The sequence below is a fragment of the Pseudomonas sp. B14(2017) genome, from assembly GCF_002113255.1.
Taxonomy (GTDB): Bacteria; Pseudomonadota; Gammaproteobacteria; order Pseudomonadales; family Pseudomonadaceae; genus Aquipseudomonas; species Aquipseudomonas putida_Z.
In genome coordinates this window covers 166,752-191,337 of sequence record NZ_NEJY01000003.1, presented here as the reverse complement: position 1 = coordinate 191,337, position 24,586 = coordinate 166,752, and the positions used below count along the sequence as shown (strand labels likewise).

Here is a 24,586-nt window from a genome sequence, read left to right as displayed (position 1 = left end):
TAAAGGCTGCGCCGGTAGACCCGGAGTCTGAACCAGGAACGACTCTAATGAACAACAAGATCCAGGAACGATTCAACGCCTTGCTGAGCCACAAGGTGGTCGAAAACGTAGCTGCTCCAGTGCTGACCGAAGCACTGGCCCAGCGGTTGCTTGAGCGTCTCGGGCAATTGCGCCTGTTTGCCCACGCCTACCCGCTGCTGACCAACCTCACCCACGGTCGTGTCACCCCCGCCGACCTGCTGGACTTCGCCTATCGCCACGAGCTGCAAGGCCTGAGCCTGCACTTGCTCGACGGCGAGGAAAACAGCCTGAGCCAGATGTCGCCAGAGCAGCTCCAGGCGTTTGCCAGCAAGGCCAAGGCGCTGGGGCTGGATGTGCACCTGGAAATCAGCAGCACGCTGAAAAAGGATGTCGACCAGGTGATCGCCATCGCCAAGGCCCTGGGGGTGCGCAACATCCGTGTCTACTCACGTTACGAGGGCACGCTGTCGCGGGTGATGGACGTGATCGAGACCGACCTGCACTACCTCGCACAACAGGCCGACGCCAACGATCTGTACTTTGACTTCGAGCAGCATGAAGAACTCAAGAGCAGCGAAATCGCGCAGTTGCTCAACCGTCTCAACCACCCTCGCCTGCATGCCCTGTTCGACTTCGGCAACATGATCAATGCCTGCGAACAGCCCCTGCAGGCCCTGCACAACCTGGCGCCGCACATCCGCCAGGCTCACCTCAAGGGCGTACGCATCGTCCCCGAACAGAACGGCTTCGGCCATTACGGCGTATTGCAAGGCAGCGACGAAGACGACCTGCCCAGCGCCCGCATGCTGTTCGAACTGTTGATGCTGGGCGAAGCAACCCCACAGGTGATCGCGTTCATTCTCGAGCAGGAAAATCACTACGTGGCCCCGGCCTTCCGCCAGAGCCTTGAAGCGGCCGATCCATTCATTGCTTACCGGGAGATGAGCGAAACGCCGCTCCCGAAAGGCTACTCGCTCGAGCGCATGCTGGCCGACGAACACCGCTGGGCGAACAATCAGGTGGCCTATGTCCGACGCTTGCTGGGCGAACTGCGCACCTTGGCTGAACTGACCCTGGCCACCCCTTCCAACGCCTGAACCTGACGACCCGATTACGCCCGGAGAACAATAATGACAACTCAAAACAAGGCCAAATGGCTCAGACTCCTGATTCTCATCCTCGGTGGCGGCACCATTTACAAGTTGGCGAACCTCAAGGACGCCTTCTATGTCCCCATGCAGGAATTCATGGGCCTGAGCCACACTGAAATCGGCGTGCTGTTGAGTGCCAACGCGATCATCGCGACTGCACTGTTTGTGGTTGGCGGCCTGCTCGCCGATCGCTACGACACGCGCAAACTGATCCCCCTCGGCCTGATCGGGACCGGAGCTCTTGGGTTGTACCTGGCAACCTTTCCGCCCTTCAGCAGCTTGCTGATCGTGTTCAGCCTGTTGGCCGTCTGTGCCGACTGCCTGTTCTGGCCATCGCTGCTCAAAGCCATCCGTAATCTGGGTGACGATCAGGAGCAAGGCCGGTTGTTCGGCCTGCTGGAAGGCGGGCGTGGCGTGGTTGATACGCTGGTGGCCTTTTCCGCACTGGGCGTGTTCGTCGCCATGGGCTCGGGGGAAACCGGCCTGAAGTCGGCGATCCTGTTCTACTCGGTCATCGACATTCTGGCCGGCACCCTGACCTGGCTCCTGCTCAAGGGCGGTAACGCGCAATCGGCCGCCAAGCCGAAAAACGGTCTGGCGAACCTGATGGAGGCGATCAAGGTACCCGGTATCTGGTTGGTCAGTCTCAACGTGTTCATGGTCTACATCGTCTACTGCGGCCTGACCTATTTCATTCCCTACCTCAAGGAAATGTACGGGTTGCCCGTGGCGTTGGTCGGCGCCTACGGCATCATCAACCAGTACTTCCTGAAAATCCTCGGTGGGCCTGCCGGTGGTTTCATTGCCGACAAGCAGTTCAAGAGCACCAGCCGTTACCTGAAGTGGGCATTCCTGGCGTTACTGCCGTTGATGGGCGTGATCATGCTGATTCCAAAAAGCCCGGGCTTCATCTATGCGGGGATGGCGGCCACCCTGTCCTTCGCCCTGATTGTGTTCTCGATGCGCGGCGTGTTCTGGGCACCCATGGGTGAAGTCGGTATTCCCCAGCACATCACCGGCTCGGCCTTCGGCATCGGTTGCCTGATCGGCTATGCCCCCGGCATGTTTGCCTACGTCATCTATGGCGCGCTCCTCGACCACTTCCCTGGTCAACAGGGCTACAACTATGTGTTCACCTTGATGAGCATACTGGCCATTGTGGGCTTCATGGTGTCCAGCCTTCTCTATCAAGCGGTGCGCAAAAAATCCATGCCCACTGGCGGGGTCAACGCGGTACAAGCCTGATCATCGTTGCTCTCGAGGTTGTCGCTGTACCTGTAGGAGCGGCCTTGTGTCGCGAAAGGGCCGCATCGCGGCCCCAGGAATGATGCGCAACAGTTGAAATTGCCGGGGCCGCTGCGCGCCCCATCGCGACACAAGGCCGCTCCTACATGGGCCCCGCTGATTCAATGAGTTATGTGCAGTTCCCTGAGAGATGACAAAAGCTGAGTGGCTTGCCAAGGTCGATCGTCAGCCATTGCAAACAGGCCTGAAGGTGCCATAGGCTGCCTTTCCATGAATCGGCCACTGACACTGGATAAACGATGATCGAACTACAAGGATGTGGAGAGTTTTCAGGCTTGGAGTGCCGGCCTGTCGGGCCCGATGACGCAAAAATGATCTGCTCGCATCGCCAGGAGATGTTTCTTGAGGCGGGTGGCGACCCTGAAAAACTGCAAGTCATGACTCAGCACTTTCGCCCATGGCTGGAAGAGCGGCTCGGTGACGGTCGGTACTACGGTTTCAAGCTCATGGATGGCGACCAACCTGTCGCAGCCATTGGCTTGATGAGCATTGATTGGCCTCCCCATCCATCGCACCCGACCCTGGACAAGCGTGGGTACGTGCTGAATGTGTTCGTCCAGCCGGCCTACCGTCGCCGTGGCCTGGCTTCAGCCTTGATGCAGGCTGCTGACGCCGAGTTCGCTCGCCGAGGTATCACCTTCGCTGTCCTGCACGCCACCGAGACGGGTAAACCGGTCTATGAGCAAACCGGTTGGACTGGAACGTCGGAAATGGCCAAATCCATTAGTTGATAGTTACCGCTTTCGCCCGAAAGCGGACATTGAAAACAAGACAGAACAAACCAAACAGACAACCCACGCTAGTCTGCAACCGGCTGATACAAGCTCACCGCCTTGGCATCCACCGCCTTGGGCAACAGCCCCTCGCGGTAGAACGCATCGGCGATGCGCTGCTGCTCGGCCAGGTTCTCCGGCTTCACCGGCTGCACGTCGTAGCTGCGCCGCGCATTGGCCTGCTGCACCGTGGCACTGTCCAGGTTGCCCCATAGCGGCCCGAGGATGCGTGCTGCGGCCGCCGGGTTGGCCTTGGTCCAGACACCTGCCTCACGCAGGGCCTGGTACACCTGCTGCAGCACCTCGGGGTGGGCCTGGGCATAGTCGCTGCTGGCCAGATAGTAGCGCTGGTAGCTGGCCAGTTCGCTGCCGTCGGCCAGGATGCGGGCGTTCTGCTGGCGCTGGGCGCTGGCCACGTAAGGGTCCCAGGTCACCCAGGCATCGACCTTGTGGTTCTCGAAGGCGGCGCGGCCGTCGGCAGGGATCAGGTAGGCCGGGGTGATGTCCTTGAAGGTCAGCCCGGCCTTGGCCAAGGCCTGGATCAGCAGGTAGTGGCTGCCAGCGGCCTTGGTCACCGCCACGCGCTTGCCCTTGAGGTCGGCCAGGGTCCTGAGTGGCGAGTCCGCCGGCACCAAGATGGCCTGGGCCGTTGGCGAAGGCGTCTCCCGGGCGAAGTAGGTAAGCCTGGCGCCGGCAGCCTGGGTGAATACCGGTACGGTGTCGGCAACATCCGCCGACAGGTCGACATTGCCCAGGTTCAGCGCCTCCAGCAATGGCAGGCCGCTGGGGAACTCGTGCCAGCTAACGCGAATGCCCTCGGCCTGCAGGCGTTGTTCGAGGCTGCCGCGGGCCTTGAGCAGAGTCAGCAGGGTCGAGGATTTCTGGTAGCCGATGCGCAGGGTCTGTTCGGCGCTAGCGAGGCTCGGCAGCAAGGCGCTGGCCAGCAGCGCCAGGCCAAGCTGGCGCAGGGGTTTGAAGGACATGTAGATGTCTCCGGAGTCAGGGTTGCGTGGCCAGCGTGGCGGCATCGGGTAAGGTGAAGCCGGTGGCGAAGGTCGGTGCCACATCGAGGCGTTCGCTCATCAGGCCGTGGGCGTTGTAGAAATCGGCGGTGTCCTGCTGTTGCACCACGGTCTGCGGGTCGATCACCTGCCAGCGCAGTTGGCGGCGCTCGAACTGCAGGCGGGCGGCGTCCTCGGGGAAGCCGATGATCGCGGCCAGGGTTTTCGAGTAACTGTCCAGGTGCTGGTTGGCCCAGACCTGCGCTCCGGCCAGGCGGTTGAGGTAGTCCTGCAACGCCGCGCGCCGCTCGGGTTGATCCAGCGCTTTGTCGGTGGCGGCGAGGAAGCTGTTGCCGCTGGAAAGGCCGCGGCCGTTGACCAGCACCCGGCCCTGCCCGCTCAGCTCGGCCAGCGCGGTGTAGGGTTCCCAGGTCGACCAGGCGTCCACCGAGCCGTTGGCCAGGGCGATCTTGGCGTCCACCGGCCCGAGGAAGCGGAACTCCACGTCCTTCTCGCTCAAGCCGACCTGGTCCAGTGCCTTGAGGGCCAGATGATGGCCGATCGACCCGCGACCGGTGGCGATGCGCTTGCCCTTGAGCTCGGCCGCGCTGTGCAGCTGCGCGTCAGGACGCACCAGCAGCGCCGTGCCATAGGGGTCGGACTTGTCCACGGCAATGGCCTTGACCGGTGCCCCCGAGGCCAGCACGAACAGCAGCGGCGCATCGCCGATGATGCCGGCATCGATCGCCCCGGCATTGAGCGCCTCGGCCAGCGGCGCGGCAGCGGGGAACTCGGCCCAGCGGATGTCGTAAGGCAGGTCGCGCAATGCGCCTGCGGCTTCCAGTTGGGCGCGCATGTTGCCCTTCTGGTCGCCGATGCGCAGGGTCAGGCGCTCGGCGGCGCCGGCCTGGCTGGCCAGCAGCAGGGCCGCGGCCAGGGTCAGCAGCTTCGATCGGATGGACATGGCGTTCCTCGGTGTCTGGGCGGGCAGCATCATGCGGCCCGTGCCAGGCGACTCTAGCGAGATCCGTCAAATAAATTAAATTGATTTTAGGAATATCCTAATATGCGTTTTCATCTATCAAACCAGAACCGATGGCATTACCCGCCAGGCAGATTATGCTAATGCCTTATTTTCCCTCCGACCCTGTGAGCGCCAATTATGAAAATCGATGATATGGACGCCTTCGTCGCGGTCATCCGCTGCCAATCCACCAACCTCGCCGCCGAGGCCCTGCAACTGACGCAACCGGCGATCACCCGCCGGGTGCAGAACTTCGAGGAAGACCTTGGCGCCACCCTGCTCGACCGCAACACCAAGCCGCTCAAGCCCACCCCCATGGGCTTGCGGGTGTACGAGCAGTGCAAGGCGATCCTGCGCGAGATCGACTCGCTGCGCGAACTGGTGGCCAACGATGGCGCGCCTTCGGGCACCCTGCGCCTGGGTGTGCCGCAAACCCTGGGTGACGTGGTGCTGCTCGATGCCCTGGCGCAGATTCGCGAGGCCTACCCGCAATTGCGCACCCAGGTCAGCAGCGGTTGGGGTAGCAGCCTTATCGCGCGCATGGAAAACGCTGAACTGGACGCCGCCGCCGCGCTGTTCCCACCGGGCAAGATCTTCCCCGAAGGCATCGCCAGCCGCTCGATCGCGCGCATGCCGCTGAAGGTGGTAGCCGCCAAGGGCAGCGTCACCAAGCGCAGCTACAAGCTCAAGGACTGCTACACCCGTGGCTGGGTGCTCAACCCCGACGGCTGTGGTTTCCGCGCTGGTCTGCAGCGGGCGCTGAGTGAACAGGGGCTGAGCCTGTCGATCAACCTGGAAACCTTCGGCACCGAGTTGCAACTGGGCCTGGTCGCCAATGGCCAGGGCCTGGGGCTGGTGCCCGAACCACTGTTGCAGGCCAGCCGCCACCGCGATGCGCTGGATGTGATCAATGTCAGTGATTTCAAGCCGCAGGTAGACCTGTGGCTGTTCCATCCACGTTACCTGGGCAACCTGCAGGAACCGGTCGAGCTTTTCGGTGAGGTGGCAGGGCACAGGCTCCTGGGTTGACCACGCAGGGGCGCCTGGCGCCCCGCCAATAAATGCAATTCATGCATAACAGTAAAAACAATAAATTCTTAAAACAAATAATTAGCATAGAACCAAAAAGACTTTTACAGCGCTCATCCATACGAATACGGTCTTAACAACACACCGTCATTCAGGGATGAAACCCCATGAGTCACCCCTCCGACAGCGCCCTCGCCGAGTTGACGCAGGCCCTCGCGGCCAACGCCGAACGCTACGACCGCAGCGCGCAGTTCCCCCAGGACAATTTCGACCTGCTGCACCGCCACGGCCTGCTCGCCTTTACCGTACCCCGCGCACTCGGTGGCACTGGCGCGGACCTGGCCAGCGCCCGTCGGGTGATCGGCGCGGTCGGCAAGGGCGACCCGGCTACCGCGTTGATCCTGGTGATGCAGTACCTGCAGCACTTTCGTCTGCAGGACGAGGCCCGCTGGCCCGAACACCTGCGCCAGCGCGTGGCCCGCGATGCCGTGCAACAGGGGGCACTGATCAACGCCCTGCGCGTTGAACCCGAACTCGGCACCCCGGCCCGCGGCGGCCTGCCCGCCACCGTGGCGCGGCGCACAGCCGAGGGCTGGCGCCTGAGCGGGCGCAAGATCTACTCCACCGGCAGCCACGGCCTGACCTGGTACCTGGTCTGGGGCCGCAGCGACGACGCCGACCCGCTGGTCGGCGGCTTCCTGGTGCACCGCGACACGCCCGGCATCACCATCGTCGATGACTGGGACCACCTGGGCATGCGCGCCACCTGCAGCCATGAAGTGCGCTTCGACGATGTGCTGATCCCCCTCGACCATGCCGTCAGCGTCAGCCCGGCAAGCGCACCAAAGGCCGAACTCGACGGCGAGAGCCTGCTGTGGATGGCCGTACTGCTGCCGGCGGTGTACGACGGCGTGGCCCGTGCCGCCCGCGACTGGCTGGCGGGTTTTCTCAAGCAGCGTGCCCCCTCCAACCTGGGCGCGCCGCTGGCCAGCCTGCCGCGCTTCCAGGACGTGCTGGGGCGCATCGACACCCTGCTGTTCGCCAACCAGGGCCTGCTTGACGCAGCCACCGCCGGGCAGGTCGCCGCGCAGCATGCCGGGCAGCTCAAGCACCTGGTAAGCGCCAACGCCATCCAGGCCGTGGAGCTGGCCATCGAGGCCGCCGGCAACCCCGGGCTGTCGCGGCGCAACCCACTGGAACGGCACTACCGCGACGTGCTCTGCAGCCGCATCCACACCCCGCAGGACGATGTGGTGTTCGGCCAGGCCGGCCGCGCGGCGCTGGCGGAGGTGCACGCATGAGCCATTCGATCATCGCCAGCCAGCTCGACGCCCAGGCCAACCAGCACCTGCGCGAACACCTGCCGGACCATGAAGTCATCGATATCGCCCCCGGCCAGCTGGCCCTCCAAGCCCCTGCCGATGTATTCATCCTGCGCCCGATCAACGTGCGCGGGCAGCGCATCGACACCCCGCCGCCAGGCTGGCCCTGGGGCCTGAAGTGGGTGCAGCTGGTGTCCTCGGGCATCGACTTCTACCCCGACTGGGTGTTCCAGGGCACACCGGTCACCAGCGGCAAGGGCGCCAATGCCGAGCAGGTTGCCGAATTCGCCCTGGCCCTGGTGTTCGCCGCCGCCAAGCAACTGCCGGGGCTGTGGGTCAAGGATGCCGACTGGCGCCTGACCCATCTGGCGCCGTTGCGCGGCCGCACCCTGGGCATTCTCGGTTTTGGCAGTATCGGCCAGAGCCTGGCGCGCAAGGCGGTGGCCCTTGGCATGCAGGTGCTGGCCTTGAGCCGCCCCGGCCAGGCGATCGCCGAGGTGCCCGGGGTGGAGCGCGCCGCCGACCTGCAGCAGTTGTTCGCCGGCAGCGAACACCTGGTGTTGGCGGCCCCACTCACCGCCGCCACCCGTGGCCTGGTCGACCGTCAGGTGCTGGCCCATGCCCGCCCTGGCCTGCACCTGATCAACATCGCCCGCGGTGGCCTGCTTGACCAGCAAGCCCTGCTCGAGGCCCTGGACAGCGGCCTGATCGGCCGCGCCAGCCTGGATGTCACCGACCCCGAGCCGCTGCCCGCCGGCCACCCGCTGTATCACCACCCACGGGTGTTCCTGTCGCCGCACACCTCGGCCATTTCCGAGGACGGCTACCCGGCCCTGCTTGAAGCCTTCATCGCCAACTTCCACCGCTACCGCGAGCAGGCGCCCCTGGCCAACCTGGTCGACACCGCGCGCGGCTACTGATTACCGGAGAGCACACCATGAGTTCACTGTCTGCCGTCACTACCAGCACCGACAAGGTGCGCGACCGGGTCAGCGCCGAAGAGTGGGAGGTACGGGTCAAGCTGGCCGCCGCCTACCGCCTGGCCGCCCTGTTCCGCTGGACCGACCACATCTACACGCACTTTTCGGCCCGCGTGCCGGGGCCGGACGAACACTTCCTGATCAACGCCTTCGGCCTGCTGTTCGACGAAATCACCGCCTCCAACCTGGTCAAGGTCGATGTCGACGGCACCATCATCGACGACCCGCTGGGGCTGGGCATCAACCAGGCCGGCTACGTGATCCACAGCGCAATCCACCGCGCCCGCCCAGACCTGAAGGCCGTGCTGCACACCCACACCCGGGATGGCGCAGCGGTATCGGCCCAGCGTGACGGCCTGCTGCCGATCTCCCAGCACGCGTTGGCCTACTACAGCCGGGTGGTTTACCACGACTACGAAGGCGTGGCCCTGGACCTGGACGAACAGCAGCGGCTGGTGGCCAACCTGGGCGACAGCAACATCCTCATCCTGCGCAACCACGGGTTGCTCACCGGGGGGATCAGCGTCGAGCACGCATTCCGTGAGCTGCATGGGCTGGAGCGGGCCTGCAACATCCAGGTGGCGGCCCAGGCCGGGGGCAATGACCCGCTGCTGTATGCATCGCAGGCGGCGATTGCCAAGGTGCATGAACAGTCGAAGCGGTTTTCCGATGGCAAGGGGGAAGGCATCCAGCGGCATTGGGATGCGTTGATCCGGCAGCTGGACCGCGAGGGCCGCGATTACCAGGACTGACTGGAAGGCAGCTGTCGCCGGTACCGGCCTCTTCGCGGGTAAACCCGCTCCCACAGGTACGGCGCACCACTCAAGGAAAGTGAAACTCCTGTGGGAGCGGGCATGCCCGCGAAGAGGCCGGCACAGGTAACCCCAACTCAATGAAGGACCATCCCATGCCCCGACTGCACCGCCTGTTCGCCATCAGCTCCCTGGCCCTGGCCCTGGCCCTCACCGCCTGCTCCCCCGCCGGCAACACCTCGGCCAGCAACACCCTGAACATCGCCTTCTGGGGCGACAACACCACCCTGGTCAGCGTCGACCCCTTCCAGGTCTACTGGCTGGAGCACCGCGTACTGCTGCGCAACGTGGCCGAGTCCCTGACCGACCAGGACCCGCAAACCGGCCGCATCATTCCCTGGCTGGCAAAAAGCTGGGAGGTCAGTGCCGATACCCTGAGCTACACCTTCCAGCTGCGCCAGGACGTCACCTTCAGCAACGGCGAACGCTTCGACGCCCACGCCGTGAAAACCGCCTTCGACAGCAACAAGGCCTTCGCCACGCAGCTGCCGGCCATCTTCGGTGCCACCTACCTGGCCGGCTATGACCACGCCGAGGTGCTGGACGACTTCACCGTGCGCCTGGTCCTGGCCAAACCCAATGCCGGTTTCCTGCAGGCCACCTCGACCACCAACCTGGCCATCCTTGCGCCGGCCTCCTACAAGCTGACCGCCCAGGCGCGCTCGCTGGGCAACATCATCGGCACCGGCCCGTTCATTCTCGAGCACTACACCCCGGAGGTGGGCGCACGGCTGGTCAAGCGCGCCGACTACGCCTGGCCATCAGCCAACATGCACAACCAGGGCCCGGCGCACCTGGATGCCGTGGACATCAGCTACATCCCCGAGGAAAGCGTGCGCAACGGCCTGTTCCTGCAGGGCAAGGCCGACATCCTGTGGCCGCGCAACCCGTTCTCGGAAGTCGACCTGAAGCTGTTCCAGTCCAAGGGCGCGACCATCCAGAGCCGCTCGCTGCCGGGCCCGGCGCTCAACCTCTACCCCAACACCCGCAACGACCGCCTGCTGGCCGACCGCCAGGTGCGCCTGGCACTGCAGAAGGCCATCGACCGCACCAGCTACGCGCATACCGTGTACAACGCCGCGTTCCCGGTGGTGAGTGGCGTTTACGACGTCACCACGCCGTACTTCAAGCCCCAGGCCGACAAGCTCGCCTATGACCCTACGGGCGCCGAGCAACTGCTCGAGGCCGCCGGCTGGCACAAGGGCGAGGACGGCTACCGGCACAAGAACGGCCAGCGCCTGACCCTGCGCTACAACCTGACCCCGGCCGAAAGCGCCGGTGACGTGCTTGTGCAGGACCAGTTGCGCAAGGTCGGCATCGACCTGAAGCTCAATGTGCTGACCCGCGCCGAATGGGTGGCCGGGAACGCGTCCGGCAACTACGACCTGACCTCCACCTACATGACCCGCGCCGACCCGATCATCCTGCAGACCATCCTCGACCCGCGGGCAGCAAGCAGCACCACATTGGCCACCAACACCTACGAACCGCAAACCCTGGCCAGGGCCCAGGCGCTGTTCGACAGCGGCATCACCGCCACCGCCGCCCCGCAACGGGCCCAGGCCTACGGCCAGCTGCAGGACCTGCTGGTCGACGAGGCGTCGGCGTTCCCGCTGTACGAACGCGTCTGGCAAGCCGCCACCGCGCCGCGGGTCAAGGACTTCCGCTGGACTGCAGAAGGCTTCGCGCTGCTCAGTGACATCCAGGTCGGCCAGCCATGAAACGCTACCTGATCGGCCGCATCGGCCAGGCCCTGTTGGTGCTGTGGGGCGCCTACACCATCACCTACTTCATCCTCTACCTGCTGCCGGGCGACACCCTGGCGATCATGCTCAGCGCCTCGGGCATGGAGGCCGATGGCCTGTCACCCGAGGACCTGGCCAAGGCCCGTGCCTACTACGGGCTGGACAAGGGGTTGTTCGAGCAGTACTTCGACCTGCTGTGGCGCGCCCTGCACGGTGACCTCGGGCAGTCGCTGTCGCTGGGCCGGCCGGTCACCGCGCTGCTGGCCGAGCGCCTGCCGCAGACCCTGGCCCTCGCCGGCGCGGCCATCGCCCTGTCGCTGCTGGCCGGGGTCGGCCTGGCCTACCTGACCGCCTACCTGCAATGGCGGCCACTGAAGACCGCCCTGGCACGCCTGCCGTCGCTGGGTTTCTCGGTGCCGGTGTTCTGGATGGGCCTGCTGCTAATCCAGGTATTTGCCTTCGGCCTCGGCTGGTTCCCGGCCACCGGCAGCCAGGGCCTGGCCAGCCTGGTGCTGCCGGCGATCACCTTGGCGATCCCCAGCGCCGCGGTGTACGCCCAGGTGCTGCAGCGTGGCTTCCAGGGCGTGTGGCAGGAACCCTACATCACCACCGCCTTCGCCAAGGGCCTGAGCCGGGCCCAGGTGCAGGCGCGCCATGGCTTGCGCAACGCGGCCTTGCCGCTGTTGACCCTGATCGGCCTGCAGGTCGGCAATACGGTATCCGGCGCGGTGCTGGTGGAAACCATCTTCTCGCGCAACGGCGTCGGCCGCCTGGCACAGGAGGCCGTGCTGCGCCAGGACATCCCGGTGGTGCTGGCGATCGTCGCGGTATCGGCCACCGCCTTCGTGGTGGTGAACCTGATCGTCGACCTGCTCTACCCGTACCTCGACCCACGCATCACCCACACGGCCAAGGTGAGCTGAGATGACCATCGACCTTTCCCTGTCCCCGATCGACACCCAGCCCACGGGCGAGGTGGCACACCCTGCCGGCGCCTGGAAGCGGCGCACGCACCTGCAGCGCGCCCGGCAGGCCCTGCTCCCGCTACTGCGCCGGCCCGGCTTCAGCCTGGCGCTATTGATCGTGCTGTTCGCCCTGTTCGCGGCACTGGCCCCGCAGTTGCTGACCAGCTTCGACCCCTACGCCACCTCGCCCGCCGACAAGCTCAGCGCCCCCGGCGTGGTGCACTGGTTCGGCACCGACGAGCTGGGTCGCGACCTGTATACCCGCGTGGTCTATGGCGCGCGCCTGTCGGTGCTGGCCGCATTGCTGGCGGTGGCCATCGCCCTGCTCGGGGGCCTCGGCCTGGGCGTGCTGGCCGGCTTTTCCGGTGGGCGCGTCGACGCGGCGCTGATGCGCCTGATCGATGTGTTGCTGGCACTGCCCGGCCTGCTGCTGGCCTTGGCCATCGTCACCGCGATCGGCTTTGGCACGGTGCCGGTGGCAGTCGCCGTGGGCGTCGGCATCATCCCGGGCTTTGCCCGCACCACCCGCGCCGAAGTGCTGCGCATCAAGACCCTGCCCTATGTCGAGGCCGCCCGCCTGGGCGGCGCCAGCTGGGCGCGCACACTGCTGCGCCATGTGCTGCCCAACGCCTGGGGCCCGGTGGCGGTGCTCGCCACCCTGGACTTCGGCGCCGCCATCCTGGCCACCGCCGGGCTGAGCTTCCTCGGCTTCGGCGCGGCGCCGCCGGCGGCGGAATGGGGCACGCTGATCGCCAACGGCCGCCACTTCCTGATCACCGCCCCTTGGGTCTCCCTGCTGCCGGGGCTGTTCGTGGTGGCCGTGGTGTTCAGCCTCAACCACCTGGCGCGCAGCGCCGAGGAGCATGCCCGATGAGCCAGCGCCCCCTGATCGAGGTCCGCGACCTGAGTGTCAGCTACACCTTCGCCGGGCAACCCATCCAGGCCTTGCGCCGGCTGTCGTTCAGCCTGGCACAGGGCGAGACGCTGGCCATCGTCGGCGAGTCCGGCTCGGGCAAGTCGACCCTGGCCAATGCCCTGCTCGGCCTGCTGCCGGGCAATGCCCGCATCGAGCAGGGCCAGCTGTGGGTCGACGGCGTGGATGTGGCCCGGGCCAGCGAGCGTACCCGGCGCCAGTTGCGCGGGCGCACCATCGGCCTGGTACCGCAGGACCCGATGGTCAGCCTCAACCCGACCCTGCGCATCGGCCGGCAGATTGCCGAGGCCTTGCTGCTGGCTCGCGGCCGACGCTACCCGACGGTGGATGCCGAGGTGCTGGAACTGCTGGCCCAGGTCGGCCTGGACGACCCGGCGCTGCGCGCCCGCCAGTACCCCCATGAACTCTCCGGCGGCATGCGCCAGCGGGTGCTGATCGCCATCGCCCTGGCCGGCGAGCCGCGGCTGATCATCGCCGACGAGCCCACCAGCGCGCTGGACGTGACGGTGCAGCGGCGCATCCTCGACCACCTGCAACGGCTGGTGGCCGAGCGCGGCATCGCGCTGCTGATCATCACCCATGACCTGGGCATGGCCTGCGACCGCGCCGACCGCCTGCTGGTCATGAAACAGGGTGAGCTCGTCGAGCAGGCCTCGCCCAGGCAGATTCTCTGGGGCGCACGGCAGCCCTACACCCGCGACCTGCTCAACGCCGCGCCGGCCTTCGTGCCACGGCGCAGGCCTGGCGCGCCGAGGGGCCAGGCAGCGCTGCTGCGCCTGAGCAACGTCGGCAAGCACTTCGCGTTGCCCGGGCAGGATGCCCACTTCACCGCCCTGCATGACCTGAACCTTGAGGTGCATGCCGGGCAGACCCTGGCCATCGTCGGCGAGTCGGGCTCAGGCAAGAGCACCGCGCTACGGATCGCCCTCTGGCTGGAAAAACCCAGCCACGGGCGGGTGGAGTTCGCTGGCGTGGACGTCAGTGCCTGCAGCTGGCGGCAGTTCCGCCCCCTGCGCCGGCGCATCCAGCTGGTGCAGCAAAACCCGTTCGCCGCGCTGGACCCGCGCTTCACCGTGTTCGACAGCATCGTCGAACCGCTGGTGTCGTTCGGCCTGCTCAAGGGCGAGGCCCTGGAGCGCAAGGCTCGTGAACTGATCACGCGGGTACAGCTGCCGGTGCACTTCCTCGACCGCCTGCCCCGGGAGCTGTCGGGCGGCCAGCGCCAACGGGTGGCGATCGCCCGGGCATTGGCCCTGGAGCCCGAGGTGCTGCTGCTCGACGAACCGGTCAGTGCGCTGGACGTGTCGGTGCAGGCGCAGATCCTCGCCCTGCTGGATGAGCTGCAGCGCGAGCTGGGAATGGCCTATGTGCTGGTCTCCCACGACCTGGCAGTGGTGGCGAGCATGGCCGACCAGGTGCTGGTGCTGCAGCGCGGCCAGGTGGTCGAGCAAGGGCCGGCGGTGCAGGTGTTCGGCCAACCGGCCAGCGCCTATACGCGGGCGCTGATCGAGGCGATACCCGGGCATTCGCGCAGCGTGCTGCCCGTGGCGGTTTGACCGTTTTGCCGTGCGGCACGGGCGTGCCGCGCGGATCAGACATTGAGGCCTATCTGGCAAGAGGTATTGAACGTGAGCAAAAGACAGATCCATCTCGGCGCGATGATCCACGGTGTCGGCCACGGCTGGGGCGAATGGCGGCACCCCGAGGCGCTGGCCGACGCCAGCGTCAACTTCGGTTTCTACAAGCAGCAGGCGCAATTGGCCGAGGCGGCCAAGTTCGATTTCGCCTTCATCGCCGACAGCCTGCACATCCATGCCCGCTCCAGTCCCCACTACCTCAACCGCTTCGAGCCGCTGACCATTCTCTCGGCACTGGCGGCGGTCACCACCCATATCGGCCTGGTGGCCACGGTCACGGTCAGCTATACCGAACCGTTCCAGGTCGCCCGCCAGCTCGCCTCGCTGGACTTGATCAGCGGCGGCCGCGCCGGCTGGAACGTGGTCACCTCATGGCTGTCGGGCACCGCCGACAACTTCGGCAAGGACCAGCACCCGCCCCACGCCGTACGCTACCGCATCGCCCGCGAGCACGTCGAAGTGGTCAAGGGCCTGTGGGACTCATGGGAAGATGACGCCTTCACCCGCGACAAGCAGAGCGGCGAATTCTTCGACCCGGCCAAGTTGCACACCCTGGGCCACAAGGGCGAGTTCTTCAAGGTCAAGGGCCCGCTGAACATCCAGCGCTCGCCCCAGGGCCAGCCGCTGATCTTCCAGGCCGGCGTGTCGGAGGACGGGCGCAACTTCGCCGCGCAGAACGCCGATGCGATCTTCGTCAACCCCGAGTCGTTCAGCGATGCCCGCGCCTACTACCAGGATTTGAAGCAACGCGCTGCAAGCCATGGCCGCGACCCGGACCAGCTGTTCATCCTGCCGGGCATCCGCCCCATCGTCGGCCGCGACGAAGCAGAGGTGGAGCGCCGCTACCAGCAGGCCGTCGACCTGGTGAGCATCGAGGACGCCCTGGTCGCCCTCGGCCGCCCGTTCAACGACTATGACTTCAGCCAGCACGAGCTGGATGCACCGTTCCCCGACCTGGGCACCCTTGGCGACAACAGCCACAAGGGCACCGCCGACCAGTTGAAGCAACTGGCCCGCGACGAAAGCCTGAGCCTGCGCCAACTGGCCTTGCGCTTCTCGCGCCCAAGACGCGACTTCACCGGCACCCCCGAGCAGGTCGCCAACGCCTTGCAGTTCTGGTTCGAAGACGGCGCCGCCGACGGCTTCATCATCAACTCGCTGCTGCCCGATGGCCTGCAGTATTTCACCGAGCTGGTGGTGCCCCTGCTGCAAGCGCGCGGCCTGGTGCGCAGCGAATACAGCGGCAGCACCTTGCGCGACAGCTTTGGCCTGAGCGTTCCGACCAACCGCAACACGCTGCGTCGCGGGCAGATCGCAGCCGCCTGAATCCGCCCCACACGAAAAGGAGTTCCATTGCATGAGCCTAGAATTCATCGGCCTCATCGGCCCCCAGGAAAGCAGCGAATCACAGGCCCCGCGCGGCCCGCTGGTCGACCTTGATTTCATCAAGGCCTTCGCCCAGGCGCAGGAATACGCCGGCTTCGACAAGGCCCTGCTGGCAGTCAACACCAGCGCGCCGGACTCGATGATCCTGGCCAGCTACGTAGCCGCGCTGACCGAGCGCATCGGCCTGCTGGTGGCGCACCGCCCCGGGTTCCAGGCGCCAACCTTCGCCGCCCGCCAGTTCGCCACCCTCGACCAGCTCAGCCGCGGCCGCGCCTCGATCAACGTGATCACCGGCGGCGACAGCGGCGACCTGCAGCGCGACGGCGACTTCCTCGACAAGGATGCCCGCTACGCCCGCACCGACGAATACCTGCAGGTACTACGCAACACCTGGACGCAGACCACACCGTTCGACCACCACGGCGAGCATTACCGGGTGGAAGACAACCTGACCCTGGTCAAGCCGGTGGGCAAGCTGCCGGTGTACTTCTCCGGCGCTTCGGAGGCGGCGGTGGAGGTCGCGGCGAAACACGCCGATGTGTACATGATGTGGGGGGAGCCACTGGAGCAGGTGCGCGAGCGCATTGCCCAGGTGCGCAAGGCCGCGGCCCGCCACGGGCGGGAGAATCACATCCGCTTCAGCCTGTCGCTGCGGCCGATCCTGGGGGCCACCGAGGAAGAGGCCTGGGCGCGGGCCGAACGCATCCTGGCCGATGCCAGGCAGCGCATCGGCATCCGCCAGGGCAACCGCCGCGAGAAGAATTTCGGCAAGAGCAATGTCGGCTCCGAGCGCCTGGTACAGCTGGCCGGCCAGCGCAAGGTGCACGATACCCGGCTGTGGACCGAAATCGCAGCCCTGGGCGGCGGGGCCGGCAATTCCACCTCACTGGTGGGCACGCCCGAGCAGGTGGCCGAAGCGGCGCTGGCCTACTACGAACTGGGTGTGAGCACCTTCCTGTTCCGTGGTTTCGAGCAGTTGCGCGATGCCGTGGAGTACGGACAGGAGCTGATTCCGCGGATCCGCGCGCTGGTGGCCCAGCGTGAGGCAGGACGCAGTACGCGTTCTGCATAGGCCCTGCCGCCTGTGCAGGCCCTTTCGCGGACAAGCTCGCGCTCACGGAACTGCACAGGACTCGTCGCTCCAGCCCTTTGGGCCGCGCTGTCGCACAGATAACTGAATTCGCAAGCGATCCTCGTACCCTGTGGGAGCGGCTTTAGCCGCGAAGAATCCAACACTGTGCATGGCACCGGCTGCGCCGGTGTTCGCGGCTAAAGCCGCTCCCACAGGGTCCCTGCTAATTCAATGAGTTATGTGCAGTTCTATGAGAGCGGGCTTCGCGGCGGTTCGACGCCTCGATGCACCCGCTTCAACATCAGCATTACGCATTTCTACTGATTAGCTTTATCAGCAATAAACATAATTAATATAGAACCAAAAAGCCTTTCACAGCACCGTGAAAGTCCATTAGGTTCTGTAAACCGACCCCAACATGGCGGAGGCAAATGGATTTGTGCCAGCCGCCGTCGGGTCCCTCCCTTCGATCCGCCCGTTGCGCACATCCGAACCCAACCTTCTCGGAGCATGCGACATGGGATTGTCCCGTAGAGACCTGATCACCCGCCTCGCCGCCATTGGCGGCTATTCGGCAGCCCTGGGCGCGCTGGGGCAGAATGCCCTGGCTGCCACCTTCCAACCCCTGCAACTGGCCGCAAGCGGCGGCAACGGCAAGCGCGTGGTGATTGTCGGGGCTGGTATTTCCGGCCTGGTATCCGCCTACGAGCTGCGCAAGGCCGGCTTTTCGGTCACCGTGCTGGAGGCCCGCGAGCGGGTCGGTGGCCGGGTCTGGACCTTGCGCCAGGGCGACCGCGTCGAGCACAACGACGGCAGTTCGCAAACCGTCGAGTTCGACCAAGGCCACTTCTTCAACGCCGGCGCCGCGCGCCTGCCCAGCCATCACCTGACCATCCTCGGCTACTGCCGTGAGCTGGGCGTGGAGCTGCAGGTGCTGGTCAACAGCAGCCGCAACGCCCTGGCCCAGCCAGACCTGGCTCGCCCACCGCTGCTGCTGCGCCAGGCAGTCAACGACACCCGCGGGCACTTCAGCGAACTGCTGGCGCGCAGTGTCAGCCGCAACTCCCTCGATGCCGAGCTCGACAGCAGCCAGCGCAAGGCCTTGCTGGACTTCCTCAAGGTCTACGGCGACCTCGACAGCCAGCAGCAGTACCGCGGTTCGGTACGCGCCGGCTACACCCGCTTCGCCGGCGCCGGCGACCAGACCCCGATCCAGCGCCAGCCGGTGCCACTGGACCAGCTGTTGGACAGCAACCTGCTACTGCCGCTGGTGTTCGACGAAATCCCCGAGTTCTCCTCGACCATGTTCCAGCCGGTCGGTGGCATGGACCAGATTCCCAAGGCGTTCTATCGCCAGGTCAAGGACAGCGTGCGCCTGGGCGCCGAGGTGCTGGGGGTGGATACCGGTGACAACGGTGCCAAGGTGGTCTGGCGCGACCGCAAGAGCGGCCAGCAGCACGTCGAACAGGCCGACTACGCCATCGTCACCCTGCCCCTGCCACTGCTGGCCAAGCTACCGAACAACTTCGACAAGGCCTTCAGGCAGGCCATCGCCAGCGCCGAAGGCGACAAGGCCAACAAGGTGGCCTGGCAGTCGCCGCGCTTCTGGGAAACCGACTTCCAGATCTATGGCGGGCTCAGCTACATCAACCACGAAGCCCGCACCTTGTGGTACCCCAGCGATCACCTCAACAGCGCCCAGGGTGTGCTGGTCGCCACCTACAACACGGGCGCGGTGGCCCAGCAGTTTGCCGCCAAGCCGCTGCAGGCCCAGGTCGCCTCCTCGCGCCAGGCGGTGGAATCGCTGCACCCGGGCCACAGCCACAAGCTGGCCAGGCCGGTGGTGGTGAACTGGTCGATGATCCCTTTCAGCGAAGCGCCGTGGATCGTCCACGACGAAGTCGCCCAGCCCGGCTACGACCTGCTCAACCAGCCCCAGGGGCGTACCTGGCTGGCCAGCGACGCCCTGGCCCATGGCGGCGTGGGCATCTGGCAGAACAGTGCCGCCGAGTCCGCCCGCCGGGTGGTCGGCCTGATTGCCAAACACGCCAGCCAGACCACCCGCGGCGTTGCCGCCTGACCTGCAAGGAACCACCCCCATGCCTCGTCTTCTTCTGCTTGCCGGAGTACTCATGTCGCTCACCCTCAACGCCCACGCCGACGGCATCAAGCGCGTCGCGCCACCCGGCTCGAACTTCCCCATCTCGCAGCTGGTCACGGTACCGGCCGGCAGCCAGCTGACGTTCATCAGCGGCACCCTACCGGACGTAGCCGACCCAAAGGCGCCCAAGGGTAGCGTTGCGGCGCTGGGCAACACCGAAACCCAGGCCCGCTCGGTGCTGAACAAGCTGCGCACGGCGCTGCGCAGCCAGGGCCTGGACCTTGGCGACATCGTCCAGTTGCGGGTGTTCCTGGTGGGTGACCCGGCCAACGGCGGCGCCCTCGACTTCGCCGGGCTGCAGGCGGCCTACACCGAGTTCTTCGCCACCGCCGAGCAACCCCGTACACCGACCCGCACCGCCATCCAGGTGGTGGCCCTGCCATTGCCGGGCGCGCTGGTGGAAATCGACGCGATCGCGGCCAAGGCGCCGTAAGTGCGCCAGCCATGCCAGACAAGGAACTGCGTGCATGAAGCCAGCTTTTAAAACTGCCTCTTTTTTCGGCGTGGCCCTGGCCGCCGGGCTGCACAACGCACCCAGCCTGGCCGAGGAGCCCGCCGCCCAGGCCCTGGGCACGGTGATCGTCACCGGCAACCGTGGCAGCGAGAAACGCACCGTAACCAGCAGCCCGGTGCCCATCGACGTGATCAGCGCCAAGCAGTTGCAGGAAACCGGCAAGCCCGGCCTGATGGAAGCCCTCAGCGCCAGCGTGCCGTCGCTGACCTTGCCGGAAAAGACCGGCTGGGACGCCAGCGGCATGGCCCGCGCCCCTAACCTGCGCGGCCTCAACGCCGCCCAGGTGCTGGTGCTGGTCAACGGCAAGCGCCGCCATACCAGCGCTACGCTCAACATCAGCGGCATCAACGCCGGCGCTGCCCCCGCCGACCTCGACCTGATTCCCATCAGTGCCATCGACCATGTCGAGGTGCTGCGTGATGGTGCGGCCGCCCAATACGGCTCCGACGCCATCGCCGGGGTGATCAACGTGATCCTCAAGGCCGACGCCAGCGGCACTGCCGTGACCACCGCAGGCCAAGGCTACGACGGCAAGAAGCAGACCGTGCAGCAAAGCCTGAACAAGGGCTTCGAGATCGGCCGCGACGGCATCGTCCAGCTGGCACTGGACGCCCGCAGCCAGAACGACGACAACAAGGCCAGCGCCAATGGCTACAGCCAGGCCGAAGCCCTGGACCGCGCCGGCAAGGTTACCTACGGCGGCTATGGCACGCCGAAGATCAACCTTCTGACCCTGGGCTACAACGCCGAACTGCCGCTGCAAGACGACCTGACGCTCTACTCGTTCAGCACCTGGTCGTACCGCAAGGCCGAGCAGGGCCAGAACTTCCGCCTGCCGACCATCGTCAACACCATCACCACCGGGCCCAACGGACGCCCCTCGGGCTACACGCCCACCTGGTACATCGAGGAATACGACTACCAGGCGGCGTTTGGCGCCAGGGGCCTGGCCGGCGAATGGGACTGGGACCTGTCCAGTACCTACGGGCGCAACGAGGCCGAACAGGGCACCTGGAACAACCAGAACCCGTCATTGGGCGAGGCCACGCCCAACCATTTCGAATCCGGCACCTGGGTCAGCTCGCAACTGACCAGCAACCTCGACCTGCGCCGCAGCTTCGAGGTTGGGCTGACCAAGCCGCTGGACTTCTCCTGGGGCCTGGAACAGCGCCGCGATACCTACCAGGTGCAGGCTGGCGACTGGGCCAGCTGGGCCGACGGCGGCTACTGCAAGGCGCCCGGCAATTGCGCCGCCTCCGGCGCCCAGGTCACCAACGGCATCTCCCCCGCCGAGGCCGCCAGTGCCAGCCGCAACAGCTACGCCGGTTACCTGGACGTGGGTTTCAACCCGCTGCCGCAGTGGTACTGGGGCGCTGCCCTGCGCTACGAGCACTATGATCGCAATATCGGGGCCACCCGCAGCGGCAAGCTGACCACCCGCTACGAGCTGACCCCCGAACTGGCCGTGCGGGCGACGGTGAGCAACGGCTTCCGCGCGCCGTCCTTGGCCAACAACCTGTTCAGCGCCCGCTCCACCACCTACGGCGTGGTCGACGGCGTGTACCAGTCGATCAACTATGGCGTGCTGCCGGTGGATTCGGCCGCCGCCAAGGCGCTGGGCGCCGAACCACTGAAACCGGAGAAGTCCACCAACTACAGCCTGGGGCTGGCCTGGCAGCCCGGCGAGCGCCTGGCCTTCACTGCCGATGCCTACCTGATCAACGTGCGCGACCGCATCACCCTCACCGGTACCCTGCTCGGCCCCGAGGTCACCCAGGCCTTGCTCGCCAACGGTATCGACTCGACCTCGGGCGGCCAGTACTTCACCAACGGCGCCGATACCCGCACCAAGGGCCTGGACCTGGTGGGCAGCTACGACCAGGACCTGGGCGGTGCAGGGACGGTGAAGTGGACGGCGGCCTTCAACTGGAACGACACCGAGATCCTCGACTACAAGCAGAGCGTGAACATCCTTGGCACGCCCTACGAACTTATGAACCGCCAGGCGCGCAACCTGCTGACCGAGGTACAACCGCACACCAAGCTGATCCTTGGCGGCAACTGGCGCCTGGACCGCTACCGGGTCAACCTGGGGCTGACCCGCTACGGATCCTGGCGCGAGGTGAATGCCGCCAACGACCGTTCGCTGGACCGCGAGTACAAGGCGCGCTGGATCACCGACCTGGATGCAGGCTACCAGTTGACCAAGGACCTGGAGGTGGCGATCGGGGCGCGCAACCTGTTCGATATCTACCCCGAGCGCCAGGCACCGAGCAGCAAGACCATGGTCAAGGGATACGGGGTGTACTCGCCCTATGGCTTTACCGGCGGGTATTACTTCGGGCGGGTGACCTATACCTTCTGATTCGTGACAAGCCGGCCGACGATGTCGGCCGGCAACCGGTATCAACCACGCAACATATGGACCGCCACACCGGCCAAGGCGCAACTGAACAGTACCTGGATCACGCCACGCTTGAAGCGGAACAGGGCCACTGCGGCAGCAATGGCGATCAACGCCGAAGGCCAGTCGAACGCCCCACTGAAACCCTTTGGCCAGAGCACGTGATAGCCGAAGAACATGGCGAGGTTCAGGATCACCCCCACGACCGCGGCCGTGATCCCCGTCAGCGGTGCGGTGAACTTCATCTCGTTGTGGGTCGACTCCACCAACGGGCCACCGGCGAGGATGAACAGGAACGAAGGCAGGAAGGTGAACCAGGTGACGAGGCTGGCCGCGACTGCACCGGCCAGGAACGGGTTTTGCTCACCGAACATCGGATGCACGTAGCCACCGACGAAGCCGACGAAAGCCACCACCATGATCAATGGTCCTGGCGTGGTTTCTCCCAAGGCAAGGCCATCGATCATCTGAGTGGGTGACAGCCAGCCGTAATGCCCGACGGCGCCCTGATACACATAGGGCAGGACGGCGTAGGCGCCACCGAAGGTCAAAAGTGCGGCCTTGGTGAAGAACCAGCCCATTTGCGTCAGGGTGCCGGCCCAGCCAAACGTCAGTGTCAGCAGCCCCATGGGCAAGGTCCACAATACGGCGCCGATCAGCACCAGACGCAGCAAATGCCCCACCCGAAAACGCGCATGCTCAGGCGTTGGTGTGTCGTCGTCGATCAGGGCCGGGCCGTAGCTGTTCCTGGCAGCCCCATGACCACCACCGATCACGAATTTGCCGGGGGCGAAGCGACCGCCCACATAGCCTGCGATACCGGCAACCAGCACGATCAACGGGAACGGCACATCGAGGGCGAAGATGGCCACGAACGACGCTGCGGCCATGGCCCACAGCCAGCCGTTCTTCAGCGCGCGCGAGCCGATCCGGTGCGCCGCGTGGACGACAATGGCCGTGACTGCAGGCTTGATGCCGTAGAAGACCCCCGCCACCACCGGGACCTCGCCAAAGGCGATGTAGACCCAGGACAGGCCAATCAGGATGAACAGCGAGGGCAATACGAACAATACGCCGGCAATCACCCCGCCCCAGGAGCGGTGCATGAGCCAACCGATGTAGGTGGCCAGTTGCTGTGCCTCGGGGCCTGGCAACAACATGCAGTAGTTCAGCGCGTGCAGGAACCGCTTCTCGCTGATCCAGCGCCGGCGCTCGACCAGTTCCTGGTGCATGATCGAGATCTGCCCGGCGGGCCCACCAAAACTGATGAAGCCCAGCTTGAGCCAGAACAGGAATGCTTCGAACAGTCCGACCGGCCGCTGAACCGCTTGCGATGGTGGCTGTTCGCCCACTGCAGAGGTGCTATCAACCATTTTGCGCTTCCTCACTCGCGAAAGCCGTCAGAAGGCCATCGAAGATGCCCCCGGCGACCGTTGTCAGTTGATCGTCATCGCCAATGCTTTGTCTCAAGCCCGCGAGGACACGTTCGATACCTGGTGCTTCCGAGGGCTGGTTGCCTCCCACATCCAGGTAGTGAATGACCGCGGCCAAGCGTGCCAGGCCCGGCTGCTGTAGGGCAAAGCTCTCGATGAGGGTTTCGAAGGACACCCGCTGGCCGACATGGCTGAACCTGGCCCCATCAAAATCGAAGCCCAGCGCATCGCCCGGGCAGTCTTCAGGCCTGTCCAGCCAGATGAATCGAGCGTCGGCATCGATGAAGCGACGAATCAACCAGGCACATGCCAGCCGATCCACCCATGGGCGCTTGCGGGTGGCCCAAAGGCGCCCCTGGTAGTCGTTGCGTACCAGTCGGGTGATCGCCTCGTCGTGGGCACTCGGCTCATCGGAAGACAGTGCGCGGCCAATCGCGGCTTCGAGCTCTTGCAGCGCCGCATCGGCTTGTGCCTTGGGCACGCCCGGGAAAAAATCGGTCGCCGCCAGCTGGCTGAAGGCCTTTCTGAGCTTGCGCACCTGCCGTGCGGTCTGCAGCGCATTCTCTGGCGCCAGCTCGGCCCTGCAGCCTGCAATTTCTTCCATCAGGCTGGCGTACTCGTCGCTCCTGTCGAACAGCCTGCTGAAGCGCTCTTCACGCTCAGGCAGCGACAGGAGAAATGCGGTGCCGTTGATAGCCAGCACGTCACGCTCGACTGCCTCGAAAACTTCCCGACCCGCACATTGTTCGGGCAGCAGGTAAACACCATCCCTCAGCACTGCGGCTCCGGAGGCCTTCAGGCTTCTCCAGGCACGCATGCGCTCGGTGGCATTGGCCGTCGGCAATCCGAGGATCAGTAGCGACCAGCGGTTCATGTAGAGTACTCAACACAATATGTTTGTACCTCTACATTAAACT

The 24,586-nt window shown here is 65.6% G+C and carries 20 protein-coding genes; 16 read left to right on the top strand and 4 right to left on the bottom strand.

What is annotated here, in order from left to right:
- Positions 1–47: 47 nt before the first annotated feature.
- From CAG34_RS04285 to CAG34_RS04275, 3 genes are all read left to right on the top strand, one after another.
- On the top strand, positions 48–1,118 hold the full coding sequence (locus CAG34_RS04285; protein ID WP_085588223.1) for a sugar phosphate isomerase/epimerase: 1,071 nt from the start codon (positions 48–50) through the stop codon (positions 1,116–1,118).
- A 33-nt stretch (positions 1,119–1,151) separates the two neighbouring features.
- Complete coding sequence (locus CAG34_RS04280) at positions 1,152–2,417, top strand: MFS transporter (protein ID WP_025339453.1); 1,266 nt, start codon at positions 1,152–1,154, stop codon at positions 2,415–2,417.
- A 299-nt stretch (positions 2,418–2,716) separates the two neighbouring features.
- On the top strand, positions 2,717–3,208 hold the full coding sequence (locus CAG34_RS04275) for a GNAT family N-acetyltransferase (RefSeq protein ID WP_085588221.1): 492 nt from the start codon (positions 2,717–2,719) through the stop codon (positions 3,206–3,208).
- A 68-nt stretch (positions 3,209–3,276) separates the two neighbouring features.
- Here CAG34_RS04275 and CAG34_RS04270 read toward each other — a convergent pair whose 3' ends face one another.
- Together CAG34_RS04270 and CAG34_RS04265 are read right to left on the bottom strand one after the other, a co-directional pair.
- Positions 3,277–4,233 (bottom strand): aliphatic sulfonate ABC transporter substrate-binding protein, encoded by a 957-nt coding sequence (locus tag CAG34_RS04270; RefSeq protein WP_075045444.1) that lies wholly within the window; start codon positions 4,231–4,233, stop codon positions 3,277–3,279.
- Between the two features lie 16 nt (positions 4,234–4,249).
- A complete protein-coding gene (locus CAG34_RS04265) occupies positions 4,250–5,215 on the bottom strand; it encodes an ABC transporter substrate-binding protein (protein WP_085588219.1) in 966 nt (321 codons plus the stop codon).
- Positions 5,216–5,413: 198 nt separating this feature from the next.
- Between CAG34_RS04265 and CAG34_RS04260 the strand changes: the two genes are divergently transcribed.
- The 13 genes from CAG34_RS04260 (at position 5,414) to CAG34_RS04200 (ending at position 22,197) form a co-directional block, all read left to right on the top strand.
- Complete coding sequence (locus tag CAG34_RS04260; protein WP_075045447.1) at positions 5,414–6,304, top strand: LysR family transcriptional regulator; 891 nt, start codon at positions 5,414–5,416, stop codon at positions 6,302–6,304.
- A gap of 167 nt (positions 6,305–6,471) precedes the next feature.
- Entirely contained in the window at positions 6,472–7,605 is a 1,134-nt protein-coding gene (locus tag CAG34_RS04255; RefSeq protein WP_085588217.1) for an acyl-CoA dehydrogenase family protein, read from the top strand.
- Positions 7,602–8,546 carry a D-isomer specific 2-hydroxyacid dehydrogenase family protein gene (locus CAG34_RS04250; RefSeq protein ID WP_085588215.1) on the top strand — a complete coding sequence of 315 codons (945 nt, stop codon included), beginning with the start codon at positions 7,602–7,604 and terminating at the stop codon, positions 8,544–8,546. The genes CAG34_RS04255 and CAG34_RS04250 overlap by 4 nt, the downstream gene beginning before the upstream one ends.
- A 17-nt stretch (positions 8,547–8,563) precedes the next feature.
- Complete coding sequence (locus CAG34_RS04245; RefSeq protein ID WP_085588213.1) at positions 8,564–9,358, top strand: class II aldolase/adducin family protein; 795 nt, start codon at positions 8,564–8,566, stop codon at positions 9,356–9,358.
- A gap of 155 nt (positions 9,359–9,513) precedes the next feature.
- A complete protein-coding gene (locus tag CAG34_RS04240) occupies positions 9,514–11,139 on the top strand; it encodes an ABC transporter substrate-binding protein (protein WP_085588211.1) in 1,626 nt (541 codons plus the stop codon).
- Positions 11,136–12,086: an ABC transporter permease gene (locus CAG34_RS04235; RefSeq protein ID WP_085588209.1), complete on the top strand. Its 951-nt coding sequence runs from the start codon at positions 11,136–11,138 to the stop codon at positions 12,084–12,086. The genes CAG34_RS04240 and CAG34_RS04235 overlap by 4 nt, the downstream gene beginning before the upstream one ends.
- Position 12,087: 1 nt before the next feature.
- Entirely contained in the window at positions 12,088–13,002 is a 915-nt protein-coding gene (locus CAG34_RS04230; RefSeq protein ID WP_085588207.1) for an ABC transporter permease, read from the top strand.
- On the top strand, positions 12,999–14,618 hold the full coding sequence (locus CAG34_RS04225; protein WP_085588205.1) for an ABC transporter ATP-binding protein: 1,620 nt from the start codon (positions 12,999–13,001) through the stop codon (positions 14,616–14,618). Before CAG34_RS04230 ends, CAG34_RS04225 begins: the two co-directional genes overlap by 4 nt.
- Before the next feature lie 72 nt (positions 14,619–14,690).
- On the top strand, positions 14,691–16,025 hold the full coding sequence (locus tag CAG34_RS04220) for an LLM class flavin-dependent oxidoreductase (RefSeq protein ID WP_085588202.1): 1,335 nt from the start codon (positions 14,691–14,693) through the stop codon (positions 16,023–16,025).
- A 31-nt stretch (positions 16,026–16,056) separates the two neighbouring features.
- The gene (locus tag CAG34_RS04215; RefSeq protein WP_085588200.1) at positions 16,057–17,157 is read left to right on the top strand and encodes an LLM class flavin-dependent oxidoreductase; all 1,101 of its coding nucleotides are present in this window, start codon (positions 16,057–16,059) and stop codon (positions 17,155–17,157) included.
- A gap of 517 nt (positions 17,158–17,674) precedes the next feature.
- The gene (locus CAG34_RS04210; RefSeq protein WP_085588198.1) at positions 17,675–19,237 is read left to right on the top strand and encodes an FAD-dependent oxidoreductase; all 1,563 of its coding nucleotides are present in this window, start codon (positions 17,675–17,677) and stop codon (positions 19,235–19,237) included.
- 19 nt (positions 19,238–19,256) lie between these two features.
- A complete protein-coding gene (locus tag CAG34_RS04205) occupies positions 19,257–19,751 on the top strand; it encodes a RidA family protein (RefSeq protein WP_025339468.1) in 495 nt (164 codons plus the stop codon).
- Positions 19,752–19,785: 34 nt separating this feature from the next.
- Positions 19,786–22,197 carry a TonB-dependent siderophore receptor gene (locus tag CAG34_RS04200; protein ID WP_085588196.1) on the top strand — a complete coding sequence of 804 codons (2,412 nt, stop codon included), beginning with the start codon at positions 19,786–19,788 and terminating at the stop codon, positions 22,195–22,197.
- A 41-nt stretch (positions 22,198–22,238) separates the two neighbouring features.
- On the opposite strand, the gene chrA is transcribed toward CAG34_RS04200, so the two are convergent.
- The gene (gene chrA, locus CAG34_RS04195; protein ID WP_085588194.1) at positions 22,239–23,609 is read right to left on the bottom strand and encodes a chromate efflux transporter; all 1,371 of its coding nucleotides are present in this window, start codon (positions 23,607–23,609) and stop codon (positions 22,239–22,241) included.
- Positions 23,602–24,543, bottom strand: coding sequence for a chromate resistance protein ChrB domain-containing protein (locus tag CAG34_RS04190; RefSeq protein WP_143516396.1), 942 nt, complete (start codon positions 24,541–24,543; stop codon positions 23,602–23,604). Before CAG34_RS04190 ends, chrA begins: the two co-directional genes overlap by 8 nt.
- Positions 24,544–24,586: the final 43 nt, after the last annotated feature.